The 14495-nt window shown below is 56.9% G+C and carries 5 protein-coding genes, 2 tRNA genes, 3 rRNA genes and 1 pseudogene; 3 read left to right on the top strand and 8 right to left on the bottom strand.

Annotated features, from left to right (window positions below; genetic code table 11):
* The first annotated feature begins 137 nt into the window (after positions 1-137).
* The 3 genes and pseudogenes from mksB to mksF all read left to right on the top strand — a co-directional run bounded on the left by mksB (position 138) and on the right by mksF (position 4950).
* Positions 138-1415: an Mks condensin complex protein MksB gene (gene mksB, locus QF039_RS00055; protein ID WP_003214377.1), complete on the top strand. Its 1278-nt coding sequence runs from the start codon at positions 138-140 to the stop codon at positions 1413-1415.
* Positions 1405-2112: an Mks condensin complex protein MksE gene (mksE, locus tag QF039_RS00050; RefSeq protein WP_003214375.1), complete on the top strand. Its 708-nt coding sequence runs from the start codon at positions 1405-1407 to the stop codon at positions 2110-2112. The genes mksB and mksE overlap by 11 nt, the downstream gene beginning before the upstream one ends.
* A pseudogene (gene mksF, locus QF039_RS00045) lies at positions 2109-4950 on the top strand (Mks condensin complex protein MksF). Before mksE ends, mksF begins: the two are co-directional and overlap by 4 nt.
* A gap of 169 nt (positions 4951-5119) precedes the next feature.
* Here mksF and QF039_RS00040 read toward each other — a convergent pair.
* The 8 genes from QF039_RS00040 to QF039_RS00005 form a co-directional block, all read right to left on the bottom strand.
* Complete coding sequence (locus QF039_RS00040) at positions 5120-7423, bottom strand: PqiB family protein (RefSeq protein WP_003214369.1); 2304 nt, start codon at positions 7421-7423, stop codon at positions 5120-5122.
* Positions 7416-8039 carry a paraquat-inducible protein A gene (locus QF039_RS00035; protein ID WP_003214366.1) on the bottom strand — a complete coding sequence of 208 codons (624 nt, stop codon included), beginning with the start codon at positions 8037-8039 and terminating at the stop codon, positions 7416-7418. The genes QF039_RS00040 and QF039_RS00035 overlap by 8 nt, the downstream gene beginning before the upstream one ends.
* Positions 8026-8685 (bottom strand): paraquat-inducible protein A, encoded by a 660-nt coding sequence (locus tag QF039_RS00030; protein WP_003214364.1) that lies wholly within the window; start codon positions 8683-8685, stop codon positions 8026-8028. Before QF039_RS00030 ends, QF039_RS00035 begins: the two co-directional genes overlap by 14 nt.
* A 170-nt stretch (positions 8686-8855) precedes the next feature.
* Positions 8856-8971 (bottom strand): 5S ribosomal RNA (gene rrf, locus QF039_RS00025).
* 153 nt (positions 8972-9124) lie between these two features.
* Positions 9125-12018 (bottom strand): 23S ribosomal RNA (locus QF039_RS00020).
* A 232-nt stretch (positions 12019-12250) separates the two neighbouring features.
* Positions 12251-12326: transfer RNA gene (locus QF039_RS00015), tRNA-Ala, on the bottom strand.
* 30 nt (positions 12327-12356) lie between these two features.
* A tRNA-Ile gene (locus QF039_RS00010) sits at positions 12357-12433 on the bottom strand.
* Between the two features lie 83 nt (positions 12434-12516).
* Positions 12517-14053: ribosomal RNA gene (locus QF039_RS00005) — 16S ribosomal RNA — on the bottom strand.
* The 16S, 23S and 5S rRNA genes sit together here with 2 tRNA genes alongside, the layout of an rRNA operon.
* Positions 14054-14495: the final 442 nt, after the last annotated feature.

Raw genomic sequence — 14495 nt, 5'->3', positions numbered from 1 at the left:
AGGGATTCTACCGCCCTTCGACGAAGATCGCCCGCAGTTGATCGCTCCGGTGAGCGCCTCACGACCGGCTGTGGATAAATCCCGGCACCGATGCAGTACAATCGCTGCTTTTAATCGCTAACCAGCCGGCCATTCCGATGATCGAACCCAAGCGCGTCTTGCGCGCCCTCGCCGAACACTGGGCCCTGCTTGAGCCACTGTGCGAACACTTCGACCAAGGCACCCTGAGCCTCAGCGAACTGCGCGCCCAGCTGGCCGCCCAACAACTGGACAGCACGCCACAGGACATCACCAGCCTGCTGGACGTGTGGATTCGCCTGGATATCCTGGTGCCTGTCGCCAAGAGCCCGAACCGTTTCGAGCTCAACGCACAGATCCACGACTTCCTGGCGTATCTTCGCAAGGAGCACCGGCTAGGCCTGTGCCTGGAAATCGAAGCCTACCTGCGCCACCTTGAGCGCCTGGCGGGTTATATCCAGGACGCCTTCGACATCCGCGACGGCCATGACCTGGCGCGCCAATTGCGCCTGCTGGACATGCGCGTGCGCGACGTGCTGAAAAAACTCGCCAACGATGAACAGGCCCTCGCTGCCGTGGCCGATCGCGCCAAGACCAGTGACCGGCAGATCCCGTTGCGCCAGCGCTACGCCGAAGTACTGGCGACCTGGGACGAATACGTCGAGCCGATGATTCAACTGGTGAACGCCGACGGCGCCTTCGAACAAGGCGTGCGCAAGGTGGAAAACGTACTGTTACGCATGCTCACCGAGCAGCAGCGCCTCGGCCACCTGGTGGACGACGACATGCTGCTGCGCACCCACGCGCGCATCCTCGAAATGCAGACCAGCGCCCAACTGACCTTGCGTCACGCCCGGGAACTGCTGCTGCCGTTGCGGGAAGAAGCACGCCGGCACAACGCCGTGACCCGTGGCGCGGCGCTGGCCTTGTCGGCGATTCGCCGCAAGGGCCTGGACGCGGTGCCGCAAGCGGCGATGCCGATGTTCACCCGGCCGCAAAGCACCTTTCTTGGCAGTGCCAGCCAGGTCGAAGCCTACGTGTACGCCCTGGCCAACTTCGAACCGAAGCCGGCGCGTTTCCCCAAGGCGCATAAATCCCACAAGGGCGAAGCCCCTCGCGCACCGCGCACGGTCAAGGAAATGCTCGAGCGCTGTGAAGACGCACTGCCGATGCCGGACCTGATGACCTGGCTGCTGGAGCAGGAACCGGACGGCGCAACCGACGAGTTGCTGTACTGGTTCTCACGCCTGTCGCGGGAAAAACGCTTCAAGCGTGAACGTCTGGAACGACGGGATTACCACACTCACGAGCACCAGGTCAGCCTGCGCTCATTCGCCCTGCTTCCAGCCAGTATTGATACGGCCGGGAATTCTGCGAGCACCCCTCATGCATCTTGATCTATCCGAACTGTCCCAGCTGGCGCCGATCTTTCGCGAGCTGTTCAAGGGTTACCACGTCAGCCGCCGCGACCCGGAGCTGTACGCCCAACTGTCGAACTTCCAGGACCAGTACCGCACGTTGTTCAAGGCCCTGGGCTTTGAGTTGGTGTGCGACACGCGAGGTTTCTACTACTTCGTGCCGGACTCGGCCGTGGCCGCCGCGCAGGTCAACAAGACCGCCCAGCGCCTGGCGTTGTTCACCTTCATCATCGTCGAGCACCTGGCCGACCAGGGCCGCGACCCGATCGCCGTGCTCGACGGTGGCAGCCTGGGCCGTGACGAACTGCCGTCGTTGCTGGAAAAGTACCGCGACCTGTTTATCCAGGCCGAAGTGCAGACCGTCGAGGAACTGGAAGAAAAAATCATGCGCCGCATGACCCAGCTGGGTTTTGCCGGTGAAGAGAACGGCATCTACCGCTTCCTGCCGCCGATGCACCGCTTCCTCGATGTGTGCCTCTCGGTCCAGCAAGACCGCGACCTGGCCGCGAGCATCCACAGCGTATTGCCGTTGCCGGCCCCGGTGATCATCGACGAAGACAGCGATGAAAAACTGCTGAAGACCGATGACCCGCTGGACTTGAGTGACTTTGCAGAAGAAAGCGAAGAAGACGCCCTGGCCCGCGCCATTGCCGAAGAACAGGAGACCGACGCATGAGCAAGGAACGCTACGGCATTCGCCGCTTCGCCCTTTTGAACACCGCCGGTTACAGCCTGGGTTTGTTCCCGCTGGAAGAACCGCTGTCGGTGTACGGCGCGAACAACCTCGGCAAATCGGCGTCGATCAACGCCTTGCAGTTCCCGATTCTGGCGCGCATGTCGGACATGAGTTTCGGCAAGTACACCCTGGAGCAATCCCGGCGTTTCTACTTTGCCACCGACACCAGCTACATCCTCGTGGAAGTCTCGCTTCCCCATGGCCCGCACGTGATCGGCGTGGTCGGTCGCGGCCCGGGCGGTGGTTTCGGTCACCAGTTCTTTGCCTACGCCGGCAAGCTGGACCTGGCGCACTACCAGAAGAACGACACCTGCCTGCGCCAGAAAGAGCTGTTCACCAACCTTGAGCGCGAAGGCCTGAAAGCCTATGAGCTCAAGCCCGATGAGCTGCGGCGTTTGCTGGTGGGCGGCCATACGTCGATCCCGCTGGACCTGACCCTGATTCCGCTGCGCTCCACCAGCGAGCAGAGCCTGAAGACCTTCCGCGCGCTGTTTATCAATTTGCTGCACATGCGGGAAATCACCGCGGCCAAGTTGAAGCAGCTGTTTCTGGATGCGTTCGAACACAGCCTGCGTTCCGGCAGTGTCGATTACATCGCGGCGTGCGAAGAAGCCTTCCGCGATGTACGACGCATGGAGCAGGACTACAACTCGCTGGTGGCTGCCGGCCCTCTGGTAGAAGCCTTGGCCAACGGCGTGAAGCAGCGGGACATTCTGCGGGGCAAGCTGCATCGCCTGTCACCGCTGCTGGATTCGTTGCTGGGCACTTGGTCGGACTACGCCAGTGCGCGCAAGGAAGAACTGACGATCCAGGCCGAGCATTACCGCAACGAGCAGGATTCGCTGCAGAACGACCAGCGCGGCGGCACTCAGGAGCTGATGCGCCTGGAGCGGGAAATCAGCGGGATTCAGCGCTGGCTGGGTGAGCTGTCGGTGCTCAAGCACCGCTTCGCGCTGGTGGATGACGTCAAGGTGCTGGAGCAGCAACTGCTGGCCGCCAAGGATGCTCACGATGAACTGGCCGGGGCCTTGGCGCAGTCGCGTCAGTTCAGCGCCGAGGATCTGGACGAACGTCTGCGGGACCTGGAAAAACGCCTGAAGTCGGTGAAGCAGCAACTCGATCACGCCGACAACAACAGCTACGCCAAGCTGCGGGAAGAATTCTCGCAGCAGGATGTCGAGCGTCTGATGCGCCTGTTCAACAGTTCGCTGTTCAGCTTGCCGCTGGGTGAGCATGGCATCACGCTGGACGAGGACGGCCTGTGGGTGAAATCCCTGGAGCAGATCCTTGATGGCTTCAAGGGCGAGCGTTTTGAAGTGCCGGGGGCTGGCCATCGACATCTCGCACATTGAACCACCAGCGTTGCAGGCACTGGCTGACCGCGCCGCGTTGCGCGACCAGAAAGAGCGTCTGGAAAAAGAACTCAAGCAACTGAAAACCCAGCAAGCCGTGGCGGCCGACCGCGCGGCGAGCAAGACCCAGACTGAAGCGCTGTACCAACAGGTACTGGACGCGCAGAAGGCGCTGGAAGATTTCCGCCGTGCACAAACCCTGAGCGCCGAGGAAGGCGAGAAGCTGGAAAGCCTGGCGCAGATGGAAGCGGCCCAGGACGAATTAAAACGCTCCAGCGATGCGTTTACCGAGCGCGTCCAGCAACTGTCGGCCAAGCTGCAATTGGTAGGCAGGCAGATTGGTGATATGGAAGCCAAGCAGCGCACCCTGGATGACGCGTTGCGTCGTCGCCAGTTGCTGCCGGCAGACTTGCCGTTTGGTACGCCGTTCATGGACCCGGTCGACGATTCCATGGACAACCTGCTGCCGCTGCTCAATGACTACCAGGACAGCTGGCAAGGCCTGCTGCGCGCTGATGGCCAGATCGACGCACTGTACGCACAGGTGCGCCTCAAGGGCGTGGCCAAGTTCGACAGTGAGGACGATATGGAGCGCCGCCTGCATCTGTTGATCAACGCTTATGCGCACCGTACCGATGAAGCGCTGACCCTGGGCAAGGCCCGGCGTGCGGCCGTCACCGATATCGCACGCACCTTGCGCAATATCCGCAGCGACTACGACAGCCTTGAGCACCAGTTGGCGTTGTTCAACCGCGAGATCAACAAGCGCCAGGTGTCCAACCTGCAGAGCTTCCGCATCGTGCTCGCGCCGAACAAGGAAGCCCTCAAGCATATCGACCAGATCATCCACAGTGCCGGCCAGTATGAAGAAGGCGAAACCCTGTCGGTGTTCGATCTGAGCCAGAGCGCCGAGCAGGACAACAAGAACGAAGAGGCCAAGGAATACCTGGCGCGCCTGGTAGCGGCCAATCATAACCAGTTGGGCCTCAAGGACTTGTTCGAACTGGCGTTCGAGATCACCAAGGTCAACGGCCAGCCGATCATTCACACCGACATCGATGGCGCCGCCTCCAACGGCACCACCATGACCATCAAGGCGCTGACCAACATGTATTTGTTGCTGCACTTGATGGACCGCGACCAGGCCGGGCGCGTGCGCTTGCCGTACTACCTCGACGAGGCGGCGGATATCGATGAGAAGAACCAGGCGGCGTTGCTGGAAACCAGCTTGCAGCTGGGCTTCGTGCCGATTCTGGCCAGTGTGAAGCCGCAGGTTTCCGCCCAGGTGGCGATCGACCTGGAAGGCGGCAGCGGGCCGAACGGGATCTACATTGATGAAGCGGACTGGAAGTACATCCGTCGTCACGATGTGGTAAAGGCGACGGTGAATGTGCAGGCGGATGAGCCGGAGCTGGATGAGGTTTAATCAGTTGCGCTGAAATGCAAAAAGGCCGCGATCTTCTGGATCGCGGCCTTTTTTTGTGTTCTTGAGGGTCTCTTCGCGAGCAAGCCCGCTCCCACATTCAATCGGGTTCCTTCAATGGGAACTGGGTCAAATGTGGGAGCGGGCTTGCTCGCGAAGGCCGCGCCTCGGTCTATTTGCCGAGCGGGATTTTAGGCGCCCAGGTCAGCCATTCATCTTCAAACTTGTCGAACAGCGGGAAGGTCTGCTGGGGCCGTGCAGCGTTGCCCATACGCTCGCCGTCCGGCGTGGCAAAGGCGATGCCGCCGGCGACCAGGGTCTCCAGGGACTCCGTGCGAACAGTCGCGCCCTTGAACAAGCCGAAGTCGAGCCCGAAGCCGCTGGTGTTCCAGAACCGGCTGCCACTGCGCACCAGAGGCGCGTACTTGGGCTCGATCAGGATGTGAACCAGCACACGGTCGGCGGTCTGGCCCAGCTCGTAGCCGGTAACTTTGCCTACGGTGACTTCGCGGTAAGTGACCGGAACGCCTTCCTTCAACGAGCCACGGCGTGCGGCGCTGAGTACCAGGCTCAGGCCCTCCTCCTGATGAACGGCTTCTGGCGGCTTGTCCAGCGCGACGAAACTCTTCTGTGGGCCGATGCTTTTGGTCGCTGGCTGTACTTCGATGTACTGGCCGGTCACCAGGGTTTCCAGGTTCGACGTTTTCATCAGGCCCAGTTCAGGCTTGACCACCCAGAACTGACTGCCGGCCCGTGCGATGCGGTCGGCCACCTGGGTGATACGCGCGCTGAGCAGCACCGATTGCATGTCGGCGCTCAGGTCGACACTTTCGATCTTGCCTACGTCCAGGCCCTTGAAGCGCACTGGGGTACCCGGGCGCAGGCCATCGGCGCGGTCGACCTTGATGGTCACCAATGTACCGTGCTGGTTGGCGGCTTCGCGATCCGGGAACAGACGGAAACGTGGGATGCGCTTTTTCAGCGGCACATTCGGCTCCGGGGTTTCGAAGGCGATACCGCCCGCCATCAGGCTGGCCAGGGATTCGCTTTTCACCTGGATGCCGCCGGTAAGCCCACCGGTCAGGGTCACGCCGCTGGCATTCCAGAAACGGGTCGAGCCATTGACCAGGCCTTCGTATTCTTTCTCGATATGGACGCCGATCACCAGTTGCTTGTTCTTGCGGGAGAACTGGTAGCTCTGCACGGAACCGACCTTGACCTGCTTGTAGAGGATCGGGCTGCCGACATCCAGGGAACCGAGGTTGTCGGTGAAGAGCACCATGTGCAGGCCGGGGGAACGCAGGTCCAGTGGCGGCGCCTTGGCGCGGGCGACGTACTCCCGTTGTGGCGCGGTGCCCTTGTCGCCGGGACGGATGGCGATGTAGTTACCTTTGACCAACGCTTCCAGCCCGGTGATGCCGGCCAGTGAGATGGACGGCTTGACTACCCAGAATTGGGTGTCCTGGACGAGGTAGTCTTCGGCCAGTGGGTCGAGGGTCAACTCGGCATTGGCGCTGGACAGGTCCGGGTCGATCTTCAGGGTCTTCAGGCTGCCGACCTGGATGCCTTTGTACATCACCGGGGTGCGGCCCGCCTGGAGGCCTTCGAAGTCGGTGAGTTTGACTTTGACCTTGATGCCCGCCGCGGCTGCATCGAAGTCTTCGTACAGGCGGAACGGCAGGCTCGGGTCCGTCGGTGGGCTGTCCTTGCGATTCTCCGGCGTGGCGAAGGCGATACCGCCGGCAACGATGCTGGCCAGGGATTCACTGCGGACTTTTACGCCGGAAAGGTTGGCGTCGATGCTGATGCCGCTGGCGTTCCAGAAACGCGTGTGTTTACGCACCAGGCTGGCGTAGGTCGGCTCGATGTAAACCTTGATTTCAACGGTGGTCTGGTCTTCGGAGAGCAGGTAGCTTTTGACCTGGCCGACCTGGATCTGCTTGTAGAACACCGGGCTGCCACGGTTCAGCGAGCCGAGTCGATCAGCTTTGATCGTCAGGTGCAGGCCGGGCTTGGCGTCGGATAAAGGCGGTTCTTCGGACAGGGCCTTGAACTTGCGCGTCGGCTCACCATCGCCTGGGCTGGCGGCGATGTAGTTACCCGAGACCAGGGTTTCCAGGCCGGTGATCCCGGCCAGGCTGACACTTGGCTTTACCAGCCAGAAGCGGGTGTTGGTCTTGAGGTATTGCTCCACATCCTTGTTCATCTCGATGGTAGCAATCACCCCGCGATTGTTACCTTCGTCATCCAGGGCCAGGGTCTTGACCTTACCCACGGACATGCCTTTGTAGACCACTTCGGTCTTGTTGGCCTGGATGCCTTCGCCGCTTTCAAAGCGTACCTGAATCTCGATACCTTGCTGGTTGTACGCACGCCATCCCAACCAGCCACCGATGATCAGGGCAATCAGGGGCAGCACCCAAATGGCCGACCAGTTGGAAGCTGGGCGGGTTTTAGCCTTAGGCAAATCACTCATGGTCGTCGTCCGACTCCGTGTTATCCCAAATCAGTCGGGGATCAAAAGTTACTGCGGCAAGCATCGTCAAGATCACCACACTGGCGAACGCTACGGCACCGAGATTGGCCTCGACACTGGCAAGTCGCCCAAAGTTTACGACTGCCACCAGGATGGCAATCACGAAGATATCCAGCATGGACCAGCGGCCAATGAACTCGATAAAGCGGTACATGATAATGCGTTGTTGCGCGGAAAGTGGCTGGTGACGCTGCACCGAGAACAGTAACAAGCCGATGCCCACCAGCTTGAAGGTGGGCACCAGGATGCTGGCGATAAACACTACAGCGGCGATGGGGAACATACCGTGCTGCATCAATTGGATCACGCCGGACATGATGGTGCTCGGATCGCCCTGCCCCAGGGAACTGACGGTCATGATCGGCAACAGATTAGCCGGGATGTACAGGATGGCCGCGGTGATCAGCAGCGCCCAGGTGCGCGTCAGGCTGTTCGGACGACGGGCGTGGACCAGCGCGCCGCAACGGGTGCAGGTTTGCTCGTCGGTGTCCGGGTCTTGTTTGTTTAGTTCGTGGCATTCGGTACAGATCAGAATGCCCGCATCAATCGCCCGCATGAGCATCCTCTCCTGACAGCGCTTCCCAGATCTGGTGAGGTGACATGACCACCTCCAGCAGTATCTGGACCATTAACAGACTGACGAAGCAGGCCAGACCGAGCCCTACGGTGATAGTGGCCATGTCAGCCAGTTTTACGATCGCCACCAGCACGCCCATCAGGTACACCTCGAGCATTCCCCAGTCCTTGAGGTGGTGGTAAATGCGATAAAACAGCAGGCCGTAGCTGCGACCGATGTTCCAGCGAATGCTCAGCAATACCGCCAGTTGGCACAGGAGCTTGAGCAACGGAATGCCCATGCTGCAGAGGAACACCACCACGGCGACTCCCTGCATGCCGGTGTCGAACAGGCCGACGACGCCGGTCCATACGGTGTCCTGCGAGGACTGCCCGAGTAGATTGAGCTGCATGATGGGTAAAAAGTTCGCGGGGACGTACAACAATAGCGCCGCAAGCACTAACGCCAGGCTTCGTTCAACGACGTTGTGGCGGTGAGCGTACAGCTCGTAGCCGCAGCGCGGGCATTGGGCCTTCTCACCGCGGGCAAGCTCCGGCTTGCGCATCAACAAGTCGCACTCATGGCATGCCACGAGTTCGTCCAGCGGTAAGTCTGACGCCTCAAGGGCATCAACCGGGTCGGGCATATAGGGCTCGGACTCTAAAAAAGGTTAGGTGCCTATTCTAGTGTTCTGGTTCAGAAATAACTGTGCAAATTTGTCGGGGTGCCGCTGTATATCGAGCATGTCGGTAAAGTTTCCGACCGCGCAAAACAAAACCCCTGACTGCATAAGCAATCAGGGGTTCTGGAATTTAATCTTGACGATGACCTACTCTCACATGGGGAAACCCCACACTACCATCGGCGATGCATCGTTTCACTGCTGAGTTCGGGATGGGATCAGGTGGTTCCAATGCTCTATGGTCGTCAAGAAATTCGGGTACTGAGTCGTGGCCAGCTGGCCTCGCTTCAGCAAATTGGGTATGTGATAGCTTTCGGTGTTTTGCAAGATCTCGAACTTTCGGTTCGTTTCGTCTTCACACACCGCAATCTGGTCTCTTCGACGCAAATTGCTTGGGTGTTATATGGTCAAGCCTCACGGGCAATTAGTATTGGTTAGCTCAACGCCTCACAGCGCTTACACACCCAACCTATCAACGTCGTAGTCTTCGACGGCCCTTCAGGGAACTCAAGGTTCCAGTGAGATCTCATCTTGAGGCTAGTTTCCCGCTTAGATGCTTTCAGCGGTTATCTATTCCGAACATAGCTACCCGGCAATGCCACTGGCGTGACAACCGGAACACCAGAGGTTCGTCCACTCCGGTCCTCTCGTACTAGGAGCAGCCCCTCTCAAATCTCAAACGTCCACGGCAGATAGGGACCGAACTGTCTCACGACGTTCTAAACCCAGCTCGCGTACCACTTTAAATGGCGAACAGCCATACCCTTGGGACCGGCTTCAGCCCCAGGATGTGATGAGCCGACATCGAGGTGCCAAACACCGCCGTCGATATGAACTCTTGGGCGGTATCAGCCTGTTATCCCCGGAGTACCTTTTATCCGTTGAGCGATGGCCCTTCCATACAGAACCACCGGATCACTAAGACCTACTTTCGTACCTGCTCGACGTGTCTGTCTCGCAGTCAAGCGCGCTTTTGCCTTTATACTCTACGACCGATTTCCGACCGGTCTGAGCGCACCTTCGTACTCCTCCGTTACTCTTTAGGAGGAGACCGCCCCAGTCAAACTACCCACCATACACTGTCCTCGATCCGGATAACGGACCTGAGTTAGAACCTCAAAGTTGCCAGGGTGGTATTTCAAGGTTGGCTCCACGCGAACTGGCGTCCACGCTTCAAAGCCTCCCACCTATCCTACACAAGCAAATTCAAAGTCCAGTGCAAAGCTATAGTAAAGGTTCACGGGGTCTTTCCGTCTAGCCGCGGATACACTGCATCTTCACAGCGATTTCAATTTCACTGAGTCTCGGGTGGAGACAGCGCCGCCATCGTTACGCCATTCGTGCAGGTCGGAACTTACCCGACAAGGAATTTCGCTACCTTAGGACCGTTATAGTTACGGCCGCCGTTTACCGGGGCTTCGATCAAGAGCTTCGCGTTAGCTAACCCCATCAATTAACCTTCCGGCACCGGGCAGGCGTCACACCCTATACGTCCACTTTCGTGTTTGCAGAGTGCTGTGTTTTTAATAAACAGTCGCAGCGGCCTGGTATCTTCGACCGGCATGAGCTTACGGAGCAAGTCCTTCACCCTCACCGGCGCACCTTCTCCCGAAGTTACGGTGCCATTTTGCCTAGTTCCTTCACCCGAGTTCTCTCAAGCGCCTTGGTATTCTCTACCCAACCACCTGTGTCGGTTTGGGGTACGGTTCCTGGTTACCTGAAGCTTAGAAGCTTTTCTTGGAAGCATGGCATCAACCACTTCGTCATCTAAAAGATAACTCGTCATCAGCTCTCGGCCTTAGAATCCCGGATTTACCTAAGATTCCAGCCTACCACCTTAAACTTGGACAACCAACGCCAAGCTGGCCTAGCCTTCTCCGTCCCTCCATCGCAATAACCAGAAGTACAGGAATATTAACCTGTTTTCCATCGACTACGCTTTTCAGCCTCGCCTTAGGGACCGACTAACCCTGCGTCGATTAACGTTGCGCAGGAAACCTTGGTCTTTCGGCGTGGGTGTTTTTCACACCCATTATCGTTACTCATGTCAGCATTCGCACTTCTGATACCTCCAGCAAGCTTCTCAACTCACCTTCACAGGCTTACAGAACGCTCCTCTACCGCATCATCCGAAGATGATACCCGTAGCTTCGGTGTATGGTTTGAGCCCCGTTACATCTTCCGCGCAGGCCGACTCGACTAGTGAGCTATTACGCTTTCTTTAAAGGGTGGCTGCTTCTAAGCCAACCTCCTAGCTGTCTAAGCCTTCCCACATCGTTTCCCACTTAACCATAACTTTGGGACCTTAGCTGACGGTCTGGGTTGTTTCCCTTTTCACGACGGACGTTAGCACCCGCCGTGTGTCTCCCATGCTCGGCACTTGTAGGTATTCGGAGTTTGCATCGGTTTGGTAAGTCGGGATGACCCCCTAGCCGAAACAGTGCTCTACCCCCTACAGTGATACATGAGGCGCTACCTAAATAGCTTTCGAGGAGAACCAGCTATCTCCGAGCTTGATTAGCCTTTCACTCCGATCCACAGGTCATCCGCTAACTTTTCAACGGTAGTCGGTTCGGTCCTCCAGTTAGTGTTACCCAACCTTCAACCTGCCCATGGATAGATCGCCCGGTTTCGGGTCTATTCCCAGCGACTAGACGCCCTATTAAGACTCGCTTTCGCTACGCCTCCCCTATTCGGTTAAGCTCGCCACTGAAAATAAGTCGCTGACCCATTATACAAAAGGTACGCAGTCACAGAACAAAGTCTGCTCCCACTGCTTGTACGCATACGGTTTCAGGATCTATTTCACTCCCCTCTCCGGGGTTCTTTTCGCCTTTCCCTCACGGTACTAGTTCACTATCGGTCAGTCAGTAGTATTTAGCCTTGGAGGATGGTCCCCCCATATTCAGACAAAGTTTCTCGTGCTCCGTCCTACTCGATTTCATGACTAAGAGATTTTCGCGTACAGGGCTATCACCCACTATGGCCGCACTTTCCAGAGCGTTCCGCTAATCTCAAAGCCACTTAAGGGCTAGTCCCCGTTCGCTCGCCACTACTAAGGGAATCTCGGTTGATTTCTTTTCCTCAGGGTACTTAGATGTTTCAGTTCCCCTGGTTCGCTCCATACACCTATGTATTCAGTGTAAGGTAACCATCTTATGATGGCTGGGTTCCCCCATTCAGACATCTCCGGATCAAAGTCTGTTTGCCGACTCCCCGAAGCTTTTCGCAGGCTACCACGTCTTTCATCGCCTCTGACTGCCAAGGCATCCACCGTATGCGCTTCTTCACTTGACCATATAACCCCAAGCAATCTGGTTATACTGTGAAGACGACATTCGCCGAAAATTCGCAATTACTTACAAATTTTACCTTAGCCTGATCCGTTACCAGTGAAAGTAACGTTCAGTCTATCTTTCTATCACATACCCAAATTTTTAAAGAACGATCTAATCAAAGACTAGAAATCAACATTCACCATCACAGTGATGGAATGCTCATTTCTAAGCTTTCAAGACAGAAGCAGTAGTGGTGGAGCCAAACGGGATCGAACCGTTGACCTCCTGCGTGCAAGGCAGGCGCTCTCCCAGCTGAGCTATGGCCCCGTATTTCTACAGGCGTTTCCCACACAAAATTGGTGGGTCTGGGCAGATTCGAACTGCCGACCTCACCCTTATCAGGGGTGCGCTCTAACCAACTGAGCTACAGACCCAATTTCGGGCTGCTTCTTTATCGTCTTCTTCAATGAATCAAGCAATTCGTGTGGGAACTTATGGAGCAACTGATGTCGTCGATTAAGGAGGTGATCCAGCCGCAGGTTCCCCTACGGCTACCTTGTTACGACTTCACCCCAGTCATGAATCACACCGTGGTAACCGTCCTCCCGAAGGTTAGACTAGCTACTTCTGGTGCAACCCACTCCCATGGTGTGACGGGCGGTGTGTACAAGGCCCGGGAACGTATTCACCGCGACATTCTGATTCGCGATTACTAGCGATTCCGACTTCACGCAGTCGAGTTGCAGACTGCGATCCGGACTACGATCGGTTTTCTGGGATTAGCTCCACCTCGCGGCTTGGCAACCCTCTGTACCGACCATTGTAGCACGTGTGTAGCCCAGGCCGTAAGGGCCATGATGACTTGACGTCATCCCCACCTTCCTCCGGTTTGTCACCGGCAGTCTCCTTAGAGTGCCCACCATAACGTGCTGGTAACTAAGGACAAGGGTTGCGCTCGTTACGGGACTTAACCCAACATCTCACGACACGAGCTGACGACAGCCATGCAGCACCTGTCTCAATGTTCCCGAAGGCACCAATCTATCTCTAGAAAGTTCATTGGATGTCAAGGCCTGGTAAGGTTCTTCGCGTTGCTTCGAATTAAACCACATGCTCCACCGCTTGTGCGGGCCCCCGTCAATTCATTTGAGTTTTAACCTTGCGGCCGTACTCCCCAGGCGGTCAACTTAATGCGTTAGCTGCGCCACTAAGAGCTCAAGGCTCCCAACGGCTAGTTGACATCGTTTACGGCGTGGACTACCAGGGTATCTAATCCTGTTTGCTCCCCACGCTTTCGCACCTCAGTGTCAGTATCAGTCCAGGTGGTCGCCTTCGCCACTGGTGTTCCTTCCTATATCTACGCATTTCACCGCTACACAGGAAATTCCACCACCCTCTACCATACTCTAGCTCGTCAGTTTTGAATGCAGTTCCCAGGTTGAGCCCGGGGATTTCACATCCAACTTAACGAACCACCTACGCGCGCTTTACGCCCAGTAATTCCGATTAACGCTTGCACCCTCTGTATTACCGCGGCTGCTGGCACAGAGTTAGCCGGTGCTTATTCTGTCGGTAACGTCAAAACAGCAAAGTATTAATTTACTGCCCTTCCTCCCAACTTAAAGTGCTTTACAATCCGAAGACCTTCTTCACACACGCGGCATGGCTGGATCAGGCTTTCGCCCATTGTCCAATATTCCCCACTGCTGCCTCCCGTAGGAGTCTGGACCGTGTCTCAGTTCCAGTGTGACTGATCATCCTCTCAGACCAGTTACGGATCGTCGCCTTGGTGAGCCATTACCCCACCAACTAGCTAATCCGACCTAGGCTCATCTGATAGCGCAAGGCCCGAAGGTCCCCTGCTTTCTCCCGTAGGACGTATGCGGTATTAGCGTCCGTTTCCGGACGTTATCCCCCACTACCAGGCAGATTCCTAGGCATTACTCACCCGTCCGCCGCTCTCAAGAGAAGCAAGCTTCTCTCTACCGCTCGACTTGCATGTGTTAGGCCTGCCGCCAGCGTTCAATCTGAGCCATGATCAAACTCTTCAGTTCAAACATCTTTGGGTTTTTAAGAAACCCTAAACTTGGCTCAGCAATCGTTGGTTACATCTTTGATTTCTCGCGGAGTAACTTGTGATGCTGATAATCTTGTTGACTATCAGTCTGACTCCACAAGCACCCACACGAATTGCTTGATTCAGTTGTTAAAGAGCGGTTGGTTAAGATCTTTCGTCTCAACCGAGGCGCGCATTCTACAGCAGCCTCATTTGCTGTCAAGTGATTATTTTCAGAAGCTTTCAAAGTTTCCTTTGTAACTTCAACCACTTGCGCTTTCGATCTCTCGTTAGCGGGAGGCGAATTCTACAGCGTTACACGCTGCTGTCAACACCTCTTTTTCTCCGCTTTCGACCGAGAAGATCGAAACGTTAACAAGGCCAAACAACACTGCCTTACTAACTCCTTCTGGGCTTCGATGATCTGAAGCTACTCGCTG

This window comes from Pseudomonas sp. W2I6 (assembly GCF_030815935.1).
Lineage (GTDB): Bacteria > Pseudomonadota > Gammaproteobacteria > Pseudomonadales > Pseudomonadaceae > Aquipseudomonas.
This window is presented reverse-complemented; position numbering and strand designations above follow the sequence as displayed.